Source organism: Streptomyces sp. NBC_01689, from assembly GCF_036250675.1.
In the GTDB taxonomy this organism is placed as follows: Bacteria; Actinomycetota; Actinomycetes; order Streptomycetales; family Streptomycetaceae; genus Streptomyces.
This window is the reverse complement of the sequence record NZ_CP109592.1, coordinates 8618208-8634848: the sequence shown is the minus strand read 5'-3', so window position 1 is coordinate 8634848 and position 16641 is coordinate 8618208. Positions and strand designations below refer to the sequence as shown.

Here is a 16641-nt window from a genome sequence, read left to right as displayed (position 1 = left end):
CGTACCTCATCGAGCCCGGTCGACCTCTCCGAATGGACTGCGGCATATGCCAGAAGCACCACCGGATCGTGTGTTGCCAAATCCCTTACGGGGCGTCGCGGGCTGTGCAACAGTCGTAACGGTCCTTCCGCCCAGCTCTGGTCGTACCGTCCCCTCATCGGAGTGCGTCATGCCGTCCCCTCTCTCCGCGGACCGCCCCGCCGCGCAACCGCCCCGGCGCGGCGACGTCGAGGCGTTGATCTCGCAGACGCGGCGGCTGCGCGGAGAGATGGACGCCGTGCGACGGGACGCACCCGTCGACGGCGCGGACGCCCGAGGACGCTGGCAGCGCGCCCTGTGCGACCTGGCGATGCACCAGCTCGACGACTTGGACCAGCACCTGGCGCAGCTGCGTGAGGGCCCCCCGCAGGCGCCCGCGGAACCGGCCGACGAGCCTGATCCGCACGGAGAGGGCTCCCTGCTCACCCGGGTCGGCAGCGCGGAGTGGAACCTGCTGACGGACGCCGCCAGTTGGTCCCCCGAGCTCTACCAGATCCTCGGCCGCGACCCCGCCACCGCCCCGCTCACCCTCGACGAACTGCCGTCCCTGGTACTGGAGGAGGACCGGCCGATGCTGACGGCCATGGTCACCGACTGCCTGGTGGACGCCAAGCCCATCGACAGGGAGTTCCGCGTCGTGCGCCCGGACGGCCAGCTGCGCACGGTACACATCATGGGTGAGCCCGTCCTCGACACCGACGGCAGCACAGCCGCGATGTGGGCGGTCCTGCGCGACGTCAGCGAACTGCGGCGCAGTCAGCGGGCGGTGAGTGAGACCCGTGCCTCGCTACGGCACGACCGGAACCTCGCGCAGAACGAGCACCGGCTCGCCGCCGCACTGCAGAAGGCCGTCCTGCGGCCGTGCCCCGACAGCCGGCGGACCGCTCCACCCGGCGCCGGCACTCTGGACCTCGCGGCCCGCCACCTCCCTTCCCCGGCCACCGCGCCGACCGGCGGCCGCTGGCACGACGCCCTGGAACTCCCGGACGGCGAGACCGTGTTGAGCGTCGGGGACCTGACGGGGCACGGCGTCACCGTGGCGTCCGGCATGGCGATGCTGCTGGGCGCCCTGCGCGGCATGGCCATGGCGGGCACCCGGCCGGGACAGCTCATGTCCTGGCTCGACCGCCTGGTCGACAGCTCGGCACAACCGGTGCTCGGCAGCGCCGTCTGCTGCCGCTACGCACCGGAATCCCGCATCCTCACCTGGGCGCAGGCAGGACACCCCGCCCCCCTGCTGTTCCGCAACGGGACGGGGCGCATGCTGACACCACCGCACGGCGTCCTGCTCGGCGCCACCTCGGGTGCCGCGTACGGGCAGGCCGAAGAGCCCCTGGAGGACGGCGACCTGCTGCTCCTGCACACCGACGGACTGGTCCCCCGGTGCCACGGTGCGGCTGCCGTCCAGAGGCTGCTCGATCTGGCCCCGCGCTTCGGCGGAGCCGGTTCGGCCCAGGACTGTGTACGGATACTGGTCGAGGAGTTCGGCGACAGCCGACGTGAGGACGACGCCTGCGTGCTCGTCGCCAGGATCGGCTGAGCGCCCGGCCGAACACACCGGACACCGGACCCGGCCCGTGAGGCCGAATCACCGGGTCTCCTCGTGGATCTCCTGGTGCCGGCGGTCTCAGACCTGCGCGTCTCCTTCGCGCCTCGGCCGCACCACCGGCTTGGGGAGGGCGAGCTGGATCTCCTCACGCAGTTCATGGATCTTCGGATAGCCGGAGTACTGAGCGGTGAGCCGGTACATCTCGCGCAGCCGGTCCCAGGTGCGGTGGGAGGAGTTCGCCCCCATCGACACCAGGGCCAGCCGGGCGTAGCGGTCCGCCTGTTCGGGATCGTCGGCGATGAAGCAGGCGGAGGCCAGGGAGAGCCAGTCGAAGATCTGCGACCGCTGCCGCCCGTTCTCCCGCAGATGCAGCGCCTCCTTGGCATGGCGCTGCGCCGTGGCCGCCGCGGCCGCGTCGTGCTCCGCTAGCGTCCGGTAGGCCAGGGCCTGCATCCCGTGCATGTCCGCCTCGTCGAACATCTGCATCCAGCTCGGCGGTGGCACGTCGCCCCGGTCGGAGACGAAGAGGTCCTCGGCCTCCCCCAGGGTGCGCCGCATGGCCTGCCCCTTGCCCATCGACGCCTGTGCCCAGGCCTCGATGGTGGAGAGCATGGCCCGCGTGCGCGGCAGCATCTCGGATCCCGAGCCCGACTTGGCGAGCTTCATCAGGTCCAGGGCGTCGTCCGGACGGCCCAGGTGCACCATCTGGCGCGCGGCACGGGAGAGCGCCTCCCCGGCACGCGGCCGGTCACCGCCTTCCCGGGCCGCGTGGGCGGCGATGACGAAGTACTTCTGTGCCGTGGGCTCCAGGCCGACGTCGTGCGACATCCAGCCCGCGAGGACGGCGAGGTTGGCGGCGACGCCCCACAGGCGCCGCTGCAGATGGTCGGGGTGCCGGTAGGAGAGGATGCCTCCCACCTCGTTGAGCTGGCCCACCACGGCCTTGCGTTGCAGCCCGCCGCCGCGGGCCGCGTCCCAGGCCCGGAACACCTCGACCGAGCGCTCCAGTTCCTCGATCTCCTGCGACCCGATGGGGGCGGCCTCGTAGCGGTCGAACCCGGCGGGGTCGGCGTGCAGGGGATTGTCGAGGTCAGGGGCGTCGGCCGTGAGGGCCGGATCGGTGTGCAGCCAATCGTGCATGGCACTGCTGAGTGCGGATCCCGCGGCGAGCGCGGCACCCGCGCCCACCAAGCCGCGTCGGTTGAGCATGAGGTCCATTCCCGTGAATTCGGTGAGGACCGCAGCAGTCCGCTCGGGCGCCCACGGCACTCCGTCGGGATGTTCCGCATTCCCGCCGCCCGGCCGTTTCCCCACACGCCCGTGCCGGACCAGACCGAGGTCCTCGATGGTCACGACACGGCCGAGACGCTCGGTGAACAGAACCGCCAGCACGCGGGGAACCGGATCACGCGGGATCTCTCCCACGTCGATCCAGCGCCGCACCCGTGAGGTGTCGGTCGCCAGCTGGGGGTGGCCCATGGCCGCCGCCTGCTTGTTGACCAGCCTCGCGAGTTCGCCCTTGGACCAGCCGGCCAGGCCGAACAGGTCCGACAGACGAGCGTTGGGTTGTCCGTTCACATCAAGCCCCCAGGTTCTCGGCTGAGTTGACAGTAACCCTCTGTCAGTTGCTGAGCGACTATTCGCCAGGGTTCGCCAGGGTGCGCCAGATGGTGTGCCACTGGGCATCCGGTGTCAGGTAGGAATGCGCCACCCCGACCGGTTGCCGGGGACATTCCCCCAGGGTGTATCCGGAGTTCCGGGACGGGCGGCGCGGCAACTTGCAGGCACACGAAGGGATCTGTTTCGCCCATGTACACAGCATCGTCCTCCGTGTCCGCCCCGCCCCGGCCGCTGCATCCCCGTCCGGCGGGCAGCGGTCCCTACCTCGACCCCGCGCGGCCGGCGGGCACCTTGCTCGGAGCCGCCAGGACACGGCGTGTTCCGGGGATCGGCACCCAACCCCTCAGCGGGAGACTCGACTTGTCCGGCCCCCAGGGCGCGCAGCTGCGCACGGCGATCGCGGCGGTGCACCGGATCTGTCCCGAGTTCGCCCCGGTCCAGGTCCTGCGCCGCAGCGGGCGGTCCGTGCTCCTGGTCGGCACGACCGGACGCAGTACGGCCGTCGCCAAGTGTTTACTGGACCACTCTCCCGTCTGGGCCGAGCGGATCAGGCACGAAATAGCCGCGTATCGCTCGTTCGTGCGGCACCGGCCGCCGGTCCGGGTGCCTCGGCTGATCGCGGCGGACCCCGACAACTGCACCCTGGTGATCGAGCGGATGCCGGGCCGGGTGGCAGCGCTCCAGCGGCACCCGGCCGAGTCGCCGCCCCGCGCGGACATCCGCGCGGCGCTGGGGGCGATCTGCCGGCTGAACGCGTGGCGGCCGCCGGCGGGGACGTTCGACGCCCCGCTGGACTACGCGGAGCGGATCTCCCGGTTCCATGAGCTGGGTCTGCTCACCGACCGGGACATGGGCGACCTGCAGAAGCTGCTGCACGGCATCGCCCACTCGTCGGGCCGTCAGGGCATGGGCCAGTTCTGCCACGGAGACGCGCTGCTCTCGAACATGCTCCTCTCACCGGCCGGTCCAGTGCTGGTGGACTGGGAGCACGCGGGCTGGTACCTGCCGGGCTACGACCTGGCGACGCTGTGGGCGGTCCTCGGTGACGCACCCGTGGCGCGCCGCCAGATCAGCCAGCTCGCGCAGTCCGCGGGTCCCGCGGCGCGTGACGCCTTCCTGGTGAACCTGATGCTCGTACTGACGCGGGAGATCCGCACGTACGAGACCGCGGTGCAGCGCTCGATGCACGACGCGGCGCCCTCGACGCCGGGACCGGCCCACCCGGGCGCCCTGCCGTCCGGCGAGGAACAGCGGCTGCTGCTGCGGCGGCTGCACGACGACTGCCAGATGGCCCGCCGGGCCGTACGGGCGGCGGTCGGCACCCGCTGAGGGAGCGGCGGTCGGCACCCGAGGGGGCGAGGGGGGACGAAGGCCCGCGGTGCGCGCCAGGGCGGCGCGCCGCGGGCCTTCGCCGTGCGCGCAGCAACCGCAGTACGTCGTGCACCACGCACCACGCACCACGCACCACGCACCACGCACCACGCACCACGCACCACGCACCACGCACCACGCACCACGCACCACGCACCACGCACCACGCACCACGCACCAGCGGGCGCATACCTCCCGGGCCACGCAGCGGGGGCCATAGCCGCTGAGCCGCGCTCGGGCGGACGCGTCTCCACGCCGTGTCCGCCGGTGGTTCCGGCGCGCGCCGGACACGCGCCCCCGGGCCGGTCGACGCGGGCGCGTCGAGAACTTCACCCGATCGAGCCACTGGTCCACTCCACTGACGCCTCGCAGGCCGCCGGGCCGTCGCCACGAAAGGCCTTTCGACCCGCGCTGACATGGGAAATCACCGACCCCTGGGCATGATTGACGGATCGTCGGAGAGCCGATACGACTGACCTCGTTCGGCCCCGCACGCCCCACCGCGCCCGACCGTCCCAGGAGGCTGCATTGCGAGGATCTCCCATCGACCCCGAGGCCACCGCCGGGCACAGACGCGCGCGCACCGCCGCGGGCGTCGTCGTCTCGGCCGCACTGATGTTCCCGCTGCTCGGCGCCGCCCCCGCGGCCGGCGTCGACCCCGCCCCCGCGACAGGGCTGCAGCGGGCCTTCACGGCCGCGGCCGCCGAGTACCACGTACCGTCGAGCGTCCTGCTCGGCGTCTCCTATCTGCAGTCGCGCTGGGACGCGCACGCCGGCGCGCCGAGCGTCAGCGGCGGCTACGGCCCCATGCACCTCACCGACGCCCGCACGGCGATCGCCGGGGCCCCGCACCACAGCGAGGGCACCGAGGACGCACGGGGGGACAGTTCCCGCGCGCCCCTCGTCCCCACGACCAAGGTCCCGGAGAACTCCCAGCTCCCGGCGCGGCTCAAGACCCTGACGAAAGCCGCCGAGCTCACCGGGATCCCCGCCGCGCGGCTGCGCACGGACGCGGCCGCGAACATCGAGGGCGGCGCCGCGCTGCTGGCCGCCGCGCAGAAGGACCTCGGCGAGCCGCTGAGCGAGAACGCGGGCGACTGGTACGCCGCGGTGGCCCGCTTCTCCGGCGCGGACGACACCGCGACCGCGGCGGCGTACGCCAACGACGTCTACGGGGTGATCCGCGCGGGCGCCGAGCGCACCACGGACTCCGGCCAGCAGGTCGCGCTCGCCGCCCAGCCCCGTGTCGGACCCGCCACGGCGCAGCTCGGCCGGGCCGGACTGCGCACGGTCTCCGCCGCCGGCACGGAGTGCCCCACCACCGTGTCCTGCGAGTGGATCCCTGCTCCCTACGCGGAGTTCGGCGACGGCGACTACGGAAACCACGACCTCGGGAACCGGCCCACGTCCCAGGGCATCAAGTACATCGTCATCCACGACACGGAGGGCGCCTGGGACGGTGTGCTCAACCTCGTCCAGGACCCGACCTATGTGTCGTGGAACTACACCCTGCGCTCGACCGACGGGCACATCGCACAGCACGTGAAGGCCAAGGACGTGGCCTGGCACGCGGGCAACTGGTACGTCAACGCCAAGTCGATCGGTCTGGAGCACGAGGGCTTCCTCGCCTCGCCGGACGCCTGGTACACCGAGGAGATGTACCGGGCCTCGGCGCGGCTGGTGAAGTACCTCGCCGGGAAGTACGGCGTGCCCCTGGACCGCCAGCACATCCTGGGACACGACAACGTCCCCGGCCCGACGACGTCCACGATCCCGGGGATGCACACGGACCCGGGTCCCTACTGGGACTGGGAGCACTACTTCGCCCTGCTGGACCACCCCCTGTACCACCGGACGAAGGTGACCGGCGGCGTGCTCATGGTGCTGCCGGACTTCGCGGCGAACAAGCCGCAGTACACCGGGTGCGTCAGCAGCGGCCAGGCGTGCGCCGCCCACGGGTCCAGCGAGGTGCGGCTGCACACCCTGCCGTCCGACAGCGCGCCGCTGGTCAAGGACGTCGGGCTGCGGCCGGGCGGCGGCGACTCCACCATCGACGTGAACGACGTGGGCTCGCGTGTCTCGACCGGCCAGCAGTACGTGGTGGCCGGTGCCCAAGGGGACTGGACGGCGATCTGGTACCTGGGCCAGAAGGCCTGGTTCAAGAACCCCAAGGCCCACCCGACGGCCGTGACCGGGTCGGGACAGGTCGTCACTCCCAAGCCGGGCCGCACGGACATCCCCGTGTACGGGCGGGCCTACCCGGAGAAGGAGGCGTACCCGGCGGGCGTCCCGGTCCAGGCGGTGTCACCCTTGTCGTACAAGCTCCTCGCCGGACAGAAGTACGTGGTCGGCGACAAGGTGCCGGGCGAGTACTTCTACTCACCGACCTTCGACACGACGTCGCACAAGGTCGTGACCGGCAAGGACATGTACTACGAGATCCAGTTCGGGCACCGGATCGAGTTCGTACGGGCCGCGGACGTGGACGTGACGCGCTCGCGGTCCTAGTGCCGCCCCGGGCGACTTGCGCCCGCCAGGGGCCGGATCCGCGTACGGCGGACCCGGCCCCTTCGGCATCCCGTCCGGCCCACGGAATTCCTCACCACGGCACGCGTGTTGCCCTGATGATCGCCGAGCGCCCTCGCTGGGAACTGGCGTTCGACAGTGACGGTGTCGACGATGGAGGAGCCCCGTGCCACAGACCCCGAACCCCCTGCGGAAGCTGGGCTTCCTGACCATCGGGCTGTTCGACGGGGCCGATCCCCGGCGGGGCCACGAGTCGACGCTGGAGATCATCGAACTGGGTGAGCGGCTTGGCTTCGACAGCGCGTGGGTGCGTCACCGCCATCTGCAGTACGGCATCTCCTCCCCCGTCGCCGTCCTGGCCGCGGCCTCCCAGCGCACCAGCCGGATCGAGCTGGGCACCGCGGTCATCCCGGTGGGCTGGGAGAACCCGCTGCGGCTGGCGGAGGACCTCGCGACGGTCGATCTGCTGTCCGGCGGACGGCTCAATCCGGGCGTCAGCGTCGGCCCCCCGATGCACTTCGACACGGTCAAGCACGCGCTCTACCCCGACACGGCGGAGACGGAGGACTTCGGGTACGGCCGCGTGGAGCGACTGCTGGACTTCGTGCGCGGTACACGGGCCACCGACTTCAGCGGCGTCGAGGGCTTCGAGGTGTTCTCGGACCGCGTCCAGCCGCAGTCGCCCGGTCTGGGCCGCCGCATGTGGTACGGCGGCGGCAGCCTGCGGTCGGCGCGCTGGGCCGGGGAGCACGGGATGAACCTCCTGACCAGCAGCGTCGTCAAGGCCGAGGAGTCGGAGGACTTCGCCGAGGTGCAGCTGTCGCACATCCGGACCTTCCGTGCCCACCACCCCGACGGCGACCGGGCCCGCGTCTCCCAGGGTCTCGTCGTGATCCCCACCGACAGTGCCACGCCCGCGCAGCGAAAGAAGTACGAGGAGTACGCGCGGGCGCGCACCCCGCGCACCGCGACCCCACAGGGTCCGGCCCGGATGATGTTCGCGCCCGACCTCGTCGGCACCTCCGCCGAGATCGCCGAACGGCTCCACGCGCACGCCGCGTTCCGGGAGGTCGACGAGGTCGCGTTCGCGCTGCCCTTCACCTTCGCCCACGAGGACTACGTCCAGATCCTCACGGACATCGCCCAGGGGCTCGGCCCCGCGCTGGGCCGGCGGCCGGCCGGCTGATCGCGACGGCCGGAACCGCCGGAGGGGCGGTGGCTCAGCCCTGCTGGAAGAGCTCCGGCGGCAGGGGCTTGAGCAGCGCGTAGAGGTCGTCGGTGATCGGGCGGTCCCAGGCGGCGATGGTCACCAGCACGTTGTCGCTGCGGTCGAACTGCACGCAGGAGATCCGGGTCTCGGAGAGCTTGAGACGGCGCACGATGAGGAGGTTGTCACCCTGCATCACCGGCATGTCCTCGATCCCGGTGACGGTGACCTCCTCGTCGTTCTCCAGCGCCAGCAGCAGCTGGGCGACCTCGAACGGGATCTCTCCCTCCTGGACCTCCCGGGCCGGCGAACCCTCGGGCAGATTGCCGATGATCATCGCCGGGCCGCGCCCGCCGAAGAGGTCGTAGCGCAGGAAGACACCCTGGCAGCTGCCGTCGGGAGCGGGCAGCAGGCCCGCGCCGAGATTGCCCGGCCAGTCGCCCGGGTCCATGGCCAGGACGTCGAAGTCGGGACCGGCGGGCGTGGCGCTGCGGCGGCGGAGGAAGGACATGCCGCAATGGTACGTGTCCGGCCGCCTGCCGGGTCCCCGGGGCGCCGCGCGCGCGGGGCTACGCGTTCGCCTGTTCGCCCAGCGCCGCCGCCAGTCCCGCACGGTCCGTGCCGACCTTCCGGTAGACCGCCGAGAGCAGCCGGACGACGGCCTGCTCGTCCATGTCCAGCTCCTCGGCGACCTGCCCGGTGGTCCCGCCCCGGGCGGTGAGCACGGCGGCGGCGCGTTCCCGGGCCGTGAGGGTGTCGGTCTCGGTGCTGTGCAGCCGGCGCGGGCGCAGTCCGGCCGCCGCCAGCTCGTCGCGGGCCTCTTCGACCAGCCCGTCGGCGGCGCACTGCACGGCCGCGTCGAGCCCCCGGTAGAGGTGTTCGGCGGCTTCCTTGGGGCGGCCCGAACGGCGCAGCTCGGTCCCGAGGGCGACCAGCGCGCAGGCGAGTTCGTACGCGGCCGGGGAGCGCTCCAGGTGGCTGACGGACTCCTCGAGCAGTTTGACGCGGGTCGAGCCCGAGGAGACCTCGGCGGCGGCCCGCAGTGCCTGGCCGACGGCCGAGGGAGCACCGTACTGGCGGGCGCGCTGCACCGCTTCGAGGGCGGTGGCGACGGCGCGTTCCGGGGCGTCGTGGCTCTCGGCGCGGGCGAGGTGGAGCTGCCACGGGCACCAGGAGGGGTTGCGGATGCCGCGGGGGTCGAGGCGGCGGCCGGCCGCCGCCAGCTCGGTGGCCGCGTCTTTGGTGAGGCCGCGGGCGAGGAGCAGTTGTCCGTACACGATCTGGGCGTCGGGGAAGGTGACGGCGGCGGGGAAGGGTGCCCCGAACGCGTACTCCTCGGCGGTCCGGGCCGCCTCGTCGACCCGGCCGCGGGCCAGCAGGATCTCGACGAGGGTGGCGACGGCGTACCAGTGGACGGGGGTGCCCGGTCCGACCCGCTCGGCGAGCCGGAGGCCGGCGCGGACGAAGTCCTCGGCCTCGGCCAGCCGGCCGCGGCGGTAGCGGACGTACGCGAGGATCGTGTAGCCGAAGGAGAGGTGCGCGCCGTGCCAGCCCTGGCTCTCGAAGTCGGCGATGCCGGCGGCGAACAGTTCCTCGGTGCGGCCCGGACGGTCCGCGTACATGAAGGTGAGGGCGACCAGGATGGGCACTTCGAAGCCGCGGTCGGCCTCGGCCCAGCCCAGGCCGCCCGCCAGCGCGCGCTCGGCGTGCTCCAGCGCGACGGGGGCGGGTTCACCGCGCAGGGTGGCGTCCCAGGCGCGCAGGCCGATGACATAGCGCTCGGTGAGGTCGCGGCCGGTCAGCCGGTCGGCGAGTCGGGCCAGCCGGCGCGAGCGGGCGGGCGAGTCGGGTTCGTCGGCCCGGAAGGCGTCCCACATGAACTGCTCGGACTGCATGCGCAGCCGTACCCGGGCGTCCCCGGTCATCCGGCTCTCCCGGGCGAGCGCCTCGGAGGCCTCGGCGAGCCGGTCGCTGTGGGCGAGGACCTGGGAGAGCCGGATGACGATGCTGTGGCGCAGCTCGGGGTCGGTGATGGGTTCTTCGAGGGCGGCCCTGAGGTGGTTGACGGTGGTCGCCGGTTCGGTGAGCAGCGAGGCGCAGCCCAGCTCGTACAGGACGGCGGCGCGCTCCTCGAAGGGCGGCGGTTCGCGCAGGGCGCGGGCGAGGTAGCGGCGGGCCGCGTCGGGGGCGCCGGCCCGCTGGGTCTCGCGGGCGGCGGCGCGCAGTTGCTGGACGACCCAGACGTCGCCGTCCGGATGGCTCTCCATGAGGTGGCGGGCCGCGGCGGAGGGGCCGAGGCCCTCGTTGATCACGCACCACGCGGCCTGGCCGTGCAGGGCCACGCGGACGCCACCGGGGATGGCGCGGTAGACGGCGGTGGCGACCAGCGGGTGGACGAATTCGAGGGTGTCGGCGCCGGTGAGGATACGGGCGCCGCGCAGGGCGTCCGCGGCGTCGGCGGCCTCCTCGGAGCCGAGTCCGGCGACGGCCGCGGCGAGGGTCGGGGAGATCTCCGTGCCGAGCACGGCGCAGGCCCAAGCGAAGCGGACGGCGGAGGTGCCCAGGCGTTCGAGGCGGGTGATCAGGCCGCTGCCCTTGACGGCGGCGGCGAGATCGCGCAGCAGGTGCGCGCCGGCCTCGGTCGGGACCAGTCCGCGGTCGCGCACCTTCGCGGTCAGTTCGACGGCTTCGAAGGGGTTGCCCGCCGTGACCGCCCAGCACTCCCGGCAGAAGGCGTCGTCGGCCTGGGCGCCGAGGTCCTCGCGGACCAGTCGGGCGACGGCGGCGGCGCTGAGCGGTTCGAGATCGACGGGTCGCTGGCCCGCGCGCCCGGGCAGGACCCTGAACGACTCGGCGTGGTCGGGGAGTTCGTCGGGCCGGTAGCCGACGACGAGCAGCAGCGGGAGTTCCTCGGCGCGTGGCGCGAAGGCGGCCAGCCAGCTCAGCGACTCGGGGTCGGCCCAGTGCGCGTCGTCGAGGACGAGGACCATCGGGGCGCGCTGGACGGCGAGGTGGGTGAGGACCCAGTCGAGGCCGGCCCGCAGTCCCTGCTGGTCGGGCGGGGCTCCCTCGGAGGCCGCGCACAGGCCGAGCGCGGGGCCGACGATGGCGTACCAACTCCCGAGCGAAGCGCGCAGTTCGGCCTCCGAGAACCCGGCGAGATGCGGTTGCAGGAGCTGACGGGCGACGTGGAAGGCGACACGCTGCTCCTGTTCGCCGCCGCGAGCCGACAGGACGGTGCAGCCCTTGGCGGCGGAGCGCCGTCGCACCTCGCCGAGGAGGGTCGTCTTGCCGATCCCGGCCCGCCCGGCGAAGGCGAGGAGCGCGCCGCGGGGCCGCTCGGGTGCCTCGGACCCGTCCGTGCGCAGCCCGGTGAGCTCGCTCAACGCCTCCTCGACAGCGGCGAGTTCACTCTCCCGTTCGAAGAGAGTCCTTCTGCTGCGTACGCTGCGCTGTCCCATCCTCCACCCCCTGGTCACGGTGGTGCGTCCCGCGCGGGGAGCGGGTGCGCACCGTGACCTCCAGGCACCTCAGGGTACGCCGACAGCGCCTTCCGGGGAGCCCTTCCGGACGCTGACAAGCGGATCTTTCGGTCGATCCCGTACGGCGGGCGCGGATTTCGCGTGCCGTCGGGCGTGACGGGGCCGCGCGCACCGTTCCGGCACGCCGGAGCGCGTCTCTCCCGTCTCGGGTGCTCCCGACCGAAGGGCCTTGTGGGGAAGGGCCGTTCGCCGGTGGCACCCGTTCTCGGCCGGGGGCGCGGGCCGCGGTCGTCCCGCGGGTCCGGTGCGGTTCGGGCACCGGCCCGGGGACGGGGTCACCGCTCGCGTGACCGGTCGCCTCGTGCGCGGCGCCGGTTCAGGTCAGGTCGAACTCGCCCTCGCGGGCTCCCGACACGAACGCGCCCCACTCGGCGGGGGTGAAGATCAGGGAAGGGCTCTCGGCGCGGCCGCTGTTGCGCATCGCGATGAAGCCCTCGACAAAGGCGATCTGGACGTCACCTCGCCCTCGGCTGCTGGACTGCCAGTCTGCCTTGCTCAGGTCCAGCTCAGGCTTGTCCCAGCCCGCGAGCGGGTGTTGCTCGATGGTGCTCTCGGCCACGTCCGTGCTCCTCCCGGTTCGTCGTCCGCCGCCAGCCTAGCGATCGGTGCGGGTGGCGGACAGGCCACGTGAGGGGGACGGTTTCAGGAGCTGGGCGGCTCGGCCCCGACCAGCCACATCGCGAAGAACTGGGAACCGCCCCCGTAGGCGTGTCCCAGCGCCCTGCGAGCCCCTTCCACCTGGTGTTCTCCCGCGAGGCCGCGCACCTGCAGCGCCGCTTCCGCGAAGCGGATCATCCCGGAGGCGCCGATCGGATTGGTGGAGAGCACGCCGCCCGACATGTTGACGGGCAGGTCCCCGTCGAGTTCGGTCACCCCGGACTCCGTGAGTTTCCAGCCCTCGCCCTCGTCGGCGAAGCCGAGGTTCTCCAGCCACATGGGTTCGTACCAGGAGAACGGTACGTACATCTCCACGGCGTCGATGTCGCGGCGCGGGTCCGCGATGCCCGCCTGCCGGTAGACGTCGGCCGCGCAGTCCTTGCCGGCGCGCGGTGACACGCAGTCCTTGCCGGCGAACAGGGTGGGCTCGCTGCGCATCGCCCCGCCGTGCACCCACGCGGGCGGACGGGGTGAACGGGCCGCGCCCGCACGGTCGGTGAGGACCATGGCGCAGGCGCCGTCCGAGGAGGGGCAGGTCTCCGAGTAGCGGATCGGGTCCCAGAGCATCGGGGAGGCCTGGACCTTCTCCAGGGTGATGTCGTGCTCGTGGAGGTGCGCGTAGGGGTTCTTGAGCGCGTTGCGGCGGTCCTTGTACGCGACGAGGGAGCCGACGGTGTCGGGCGCGCCGGTGCGCCGCATGTACGCGCGGACGTGCGGCGCGAAGAAGCCGCCCGCCCCGGCCAGCAGCGGCTGCTGGAAGGGGATCGGCAGGGACAGCCCCCACATGGCGTTCGACTCGGACTGCTTCTCGAAGGCCAGGGTCAGGACGGTCCCGTGGACGCGGCCCGCGACGAGCTGGGTGGCGACCAGCGCGGTCGAGCCGCCGACGGAGCCGGCGGTGTGCACGCGGAGCATCGGCTTGCCGACGGCGCCGAGCGCGTCGGCGAGGTACAGCTCGGGCATCATGACGCCCTCGAAGAAGTCCGGCGCCTTGCCGATGACGACGGCGTCGATGTCGGCCCAGGTCAGTTCGGCGTCCGTGAGGGCGCGCAGGGCCGCCTCGCGGACCAGCCCGGCGATCGACACGTCCCGCCGCGCCGCCACGTGCTTGGTCTGGCCGACGCCGACGACGGCCACGGGTTCCTTGCTCATCGCGGATCCCCTTCGAGTACGGCGACCAGGTTCTGTTGGAGGCAGGGTCCCGAGGTGGCGTGGGCCAGGGCCCGGTCGGAGGCGCCCCGGTGGATGCGCGCGGCGGCCTCGCCGATGCGGACGAGTCCGGCGACCATGACCGGGTTGGCCGCGAGCGCCCCGCCGGAGGGGTTGACGTCCACGTCGTCCCCGAGCCGGAGGGCCTTGCGCAGGACGACCTCCTGCGAGGTGAAGGGGGCGTGCAGTTCGGCGGTGTCGACGGGCCGTTCGAAGGCCCCGGCCCGTTCGGCGGCGAGGCGGGTGGACGGGGAGTCGGTCAGGTCGCGGACGCCCAGGCTGTGGGCCTCGATGCGGTGGTCGATGCCGCGGATCCAGGCGGGTCGTCCGCACAGTTCGCGGGCCCGCTCGCCGGCCGCGAGGATCACCGCGGCGGCACCGTCGCCGACCGGCGGGCAGTCGCCGGTCCGCAGGGGGCGTACGAGGTAGTCGCCCTGGCCGACCGGACTCCGCAGCTGCGCGTGGGAGTTGGCGGCGGCCGAGGCGCGGCTGCGGGCGGCGACACCGGCGAGCGCGGGTTCGTCGGTGTCGCCCGCGTCGATGAGCGCCCGGGCCTGGAGCGCGGCGAGCGCGACCGAGTCGGGCCACAGGGGGGCGACGTAGTACGGGTCGAGCTGCCGGGTCAGGACGTCGCGGACCGATCCGGGGGACGACTTCCCGTACGCGTAGACGAGGGCGGTGTCTGCCTCGCCGGTCAGGAGCTTCGTCCAGGCCTCGTACAGCGCCCAGGCCCCGTCCATCTCGACGTGGGACTCGGAGATCGGCGGCCAGGCGCCCACTCCGTCGAGGGCCATGGTGAAGGAGAAGGCGCGGCCCGCGAGGTAGTCGCTCGAACCGGAGCAGGTGAAGTCGATGTCGCTGGTCCTCAGGCCGGTGCTGTCCAGGACCTCGTGCAGGACCGGCATGAGCATCTCCACCTCGGAGAGTTCGTCGCTGGTGCGCCGGTGGTCGGTCTGCCCGAAGGCGATCACGGCGACGTCCCTGATGGGCGGCATCTACAACAGCTCCTTGTACGTCTCGTACTCCGCGTCGGGTTCGCCGGCCGGCCGGTAGTGGTCCGGGTGACGGCCGTCCTCGGTCCACACGGGCTCCACCCGCAGGCCCATCCGCACCTGGTCGTAGGGGATGCCGCCGATCCGGCCGTGCAGCGCGAGGTCGGCGCCGTCGAGGGCGATGTGGGCGTAGACGTACGGCACTTCGATGTCGAGGTTCCTGGCCTTGATGTTGACGATGCAGTACGTGGTGACGGTGCCACGCGGTCCCACCTCGACCTGTTCCGTGGTGGCGACCCCGCAGGTGGGGCACGCGCCCCGCGGCGGGACGTACACCTTGCGGCAGGACGGGCAGCGCTCCCCCACCGTGCGCCGCTCGGAGAGTGCCTGGAGATGGGCGCTCTGGGCGCGGCCGGGTGAGTACACGTAGTCGAGGCGGGCGGGGGCGACGATGCCGGTCACCGGGTCGGTGAAGCTGCCGTCGTGGCCGGTGGGTCCGGCCGGTGTCCCGGGGCCGCCGTCGTACGGTTCGAAGCAGGCGATGTCCGTGATGGCTCCGGACCGTTCCCCGGCCCAGCGGACGCGCACCCGCATGCCGGTGCGGACGGAATCGGGGCCGGGGGCGTCGAGCGCGTGCAGCAGCGCGGTGTCGGCGCCGTCGAACCTGACCAGGACCCAGGCGAAGGGCGTGCCGAGGGGCTGGCCCCGGCGCGGCGCGTGGTTCCAGGCCCAGGTGGTGACGGTGCCGGTGGGGGCGACCTCGACCAGGTCGCGGAGTTCGTCGGCGGTGACGGGGTCGTACTCGACGGGCGGGACGAGCGTCCTGCCGTCGGTGGTCCGGACGCCGAGGACCACCCGTTCACGCAGACCGGTGAGGAACGCGCTCTGGACCGGGCCGAGCGAGCGGGTGAAGGGGAACTCGACGACGAGGGGGGCTTTGAGGACTTCGGGCATCCCGGATGTCTCCTTCGAAGGTCGGGCGCGTCCGGGCGGGGGCTCAGGCGCGCCGGTAGACGGGCGGGCGCTTCTCGGCGAAGGCGCGGGAGCCCTCGTTGGCGTCGGCGGTGTCGAAGACGGGCCAGCCTCGGGCGAGTTCGGCGGCGAGGCCCTCGGTCTCGGTCATCCCGGCGGTCTCGTACACGGACGCCTTGACGGCCTCGACGGCCAGCGGACCGCAGGCGTTGACCCGTTCGGCGATCTCCAGGGCCGCGTCGAGCGCCGTTCCGTCCGGCACGACCCTGCCGACGAGCCCGATGGCGGCGGCCTCCGCGGCCGAGTACGAGCGTCCCGTCAGGAGCATTTCCAGGGCGTGCGTGCGCGGGATCTGGCGGGGGAGCCGGACGGTGGAGCCGCCGATCGGGAACAGTCCGCGTCTGACCTCGAAGAGGCCGAAGAGCGCCGACTCGGCCGCGACCCGGATGTCGGTGCCCTGGAGGATCTCGGTGCCGCCCGCGACGCAGGGTCCCTCGACGGCGGCGATCACCGGTTTGCGGGGGCGGTGGTGGCGCAGCATCGCCTTCCAGTGCAGATCGGGATCGGCTTTCATCCGGTCCCGGTACCGCTCGCCCTCCATGCCCCGTCCGGCCAGCGCCTTGAGGTCCATGCCGGCGCAGAAGGCGCCGCCCGCGCCGGTGAGCACGACGGACCGGATCGCGTCGTCCGCGTCGGCCTCCGTCCAGCCGTCGTACAGGCCGACCAGCATCGGCAGCGAGAGCGCGTTCTTGGCCTCGGGCCTGTCGAGCGTGAGCACCAGCGTGGCGCCCTCGCGCCGCACGGTGAGGTGTTCCGTCCCACCCATTGCCGTCCTCCCGTCGCAGGAACGAGAACAGGTTGCAGGAGGCGCCGAGTCAGTACAAGGGTTTTCTGACAGACAGTCAGATTTCTTCTGCGCGGGCCCTTCCCAGTTGTGGCGGCCTTTGCTCTGATGAC

Annotated in this window: 12 protein-coding genes; 4 read left to right on the top strand and 8 right to left on the bottom strand. The window is 72.7% G+C overall.

What is annotated here, in order from left to right; translation table 11 throughout:
• Positions 1-169: 169 nt before the first annotated feature.
• The gene (locus OG776_RS37035) at positions 170-1579 is read left to right on the top strand and encodes a PP2C family protein-serine/threonine phosphatase (protein WP_148008325.1); all 1410 of its coding nucleotides are present in this window, start codon (positions 170-172) and stop codon (positions 1577-1579) included.
• A gap of 87 nt (positions 1580-1666) precedes the next feature.
• On the opposite strand, the gene OG776_RS37030 is transcribed toward OG776_RS37035, so the two are convergent.
• Positions 1667-3166, bottom strand: coding sequence for a DNA-binding protein NsdB (locus tag OG776_RS37030; protein WP_148008324.1), 1500 nt, complete (start codon positions 3164-3166; stop codon positions 1667-1669).
• 231 nt (positions 3167-3397) lie between these two features.
• On the opposite strand from OG776_RS37030, the gene OG776_RS37025 reads away from it, so the two are divergent.
• The 3 genes from OG776_RS37025 (at position 3398) to OG776_RS37015 (ending at position 8291) form a co-directional block, all read left to right on the top strand.
• Complete coding sequence (locus tag OG776_RS37025; protein WP_329323287.1) at positions 3398-4537, top strand: aminoglycoside phosphotransferase family protein; 1140 nt, start codon at positions 3398-3400, stop codon at positions 4535-4537.
• Between the two features lie 570 nt (positions 4538-5107).
• Positions 5108-7087 (top strand): N-acetylmuramoyl-L-alanine amidase, encoded by a 1980-nt coding sequence (locus OG776_RS37020; protein WP_148008322.1) that lies wholly within the window; start codon positions 5108-5110, stop codon positions 7085-7087.
• 184 nt (positions 7088-7271) lie between these two features.
• Complete coding sequence (locus OG776_RS37015; RefSeq protein WP_148008321.1) at positions 7272-8291, top strand: LLM class flavin-dependent oxidoreductase; 1020 nt, start codon at positions 7272-7274, stop codon at positions 8289-8291.
• A gap of 34 nt (positions 8292-8325) precedes the next feature.
• Here OG776_RS37015 and OG776_RS37010 read toward each other — a convergent pair whose 3' ends face one another.
• The 7 genes from OG776_RS37010 to OG776_RS36980 form a co-directional block, all read right to left on the bottom strand.
• Complete coding sequence (locus OG776_RS37010; RefSeq protein WP_148008320.1) at positions 8326-8823, bottom strand: hypothetical protein; 498 nt, start codon at positions 8821-8823, stop codon at positions 8326-8328.
• Between the two features lie 58 nt (positions 8824-8881).
• The gene (locus tag OG776_RS37005; protein WP_148008319.1) at positions 8882-11773 is read right to left on the bottom strand and encodes an ATP-binding protein; all 2892 of its coding nucleotides are present in this window, start codon (positions 11771-11773) and stop codon (positions 8882-8884) included.
• Positions 11774-12170: 397 nt separating this feature from the next.
• Positions 12171-12413 carry a DUF397 domain-containing protein gene (locus tag OG776_RS37000; RefSeq protein WP_148008318.1) on the bottom strand — a complete coding sequence of 81 codons (243 nt, stop codon included), beginning with the start codon at positions 12411-12413 and terminating at the stop codon, positions 12171-12173.
• Between the two features lie 83 nt (positions 12414-12496).
• Positions 12497-13663: a thiolase domain-containing protein gene (locus OG776_RS36995; protein ID WP_148008317.1), complete on the bottom strand. Its 1167-nt coding sequence runs from the start codon at positions 13661-13663 to the stop codon at positions 12497-12499.
• The gene (locus OG776_RS36990) at positions 13660-14715 is read right to left on the bottom strand and encodes a thiolase domain-containing protein (RefSeq protein ID WP_148008316.1); all 1056 of its coding nucleotides are present in this window, start codon (positions 14713-14715) and stop codon (positions 13660-13662) included. The genes OG776_RS36995 and OG776_RS36990 overlap by 4 nt, the downstream gene beginning before the upstream one ends.
• Complete coding sequence (locus tag OG776_RS36985) at positions 14716-15666, bottom strand: Zn-ribbon domain-containing OB-fold protein (RefSeq protein ID WP_148008315.1); 951 nt, start codon at positions 15664-15666, stop codon at positions 14716-14718. It lies immediately after the preceding gene.
• A 43-nt stretch (positions 15667-15709) separates the two neighbouring features.
• The gene (locus OG776_RS36980; RefSeq protein WP_148008314.1) at positions 15710-16510 is read right to left on the bottom strand and encodes a crotonase/enoyl-CoA hydratase family protein; all 801 of its coding nucleotides are present in this window, start codon (positions 16508-16510) and stop codon (positions 15710-15712) included.
• Between the last annotated feature and the right edge of the window lie 131 nt (positions 16511-16641).

Coding starts and splice junctions, on each gene's coding strand:
- OG776_RS37035 (WP_148008325.1), top strand. CDS start 170: ATGCCGTCCCCTCTCTCCGCGGACCGCCCCGCCGCGCAACCGCCCCGG.
- OG776_RS37025 (WP_329323287.1), top strand. CDS start 3,398: ATGTACACAGCATCGTCCTCCGTGTCCGCCCCGCCCCGGCCGCTGCAT.
- OG776_RS37010 (WP_148008320.1), bottom strand. CDS start 8,823: ATGTCCTTCCTCCGCCGCCGCAGCGCCACGCCCGCCGGTCCCGACTTC.
- OG776_RS37005 (WP_148008319.1), bottom strand. CDS start 11,773: ATGGGACAGCGCAGCGTACGCAGCAGAAGGACTCTCTTCGAACGGGAG.
- OG776_RS36995 (WP_148008317.1), bottom strand. CDS start 13,663: ATGAGCAAGGAACCCGTGGCCGTCGTCGGCGTCGGCCAGACCAAGCAC.
- OG776_RS36990 (WP_148008316.1), bottom strand. CDS start 14,715: ATGCCGCCCATCAGGGACGTCGCCGTGATCGCCTTCGGGCAGACCGAC.
- OG776_RS36985 (WP_148008315.1), bottom strand. CDS start 15,666: ATGCCCGAAGTCCTCAAAGCCCCCCTCGTCGTCGAGTTCCCCTTCACC.
- OG776_RS36980 (WP_148008314.1), bottom strand. CDS start 16,510: ATGGGTGGGACGGAACACCTCACCGTGCGGCGCGAGGGCGCCACGCTG.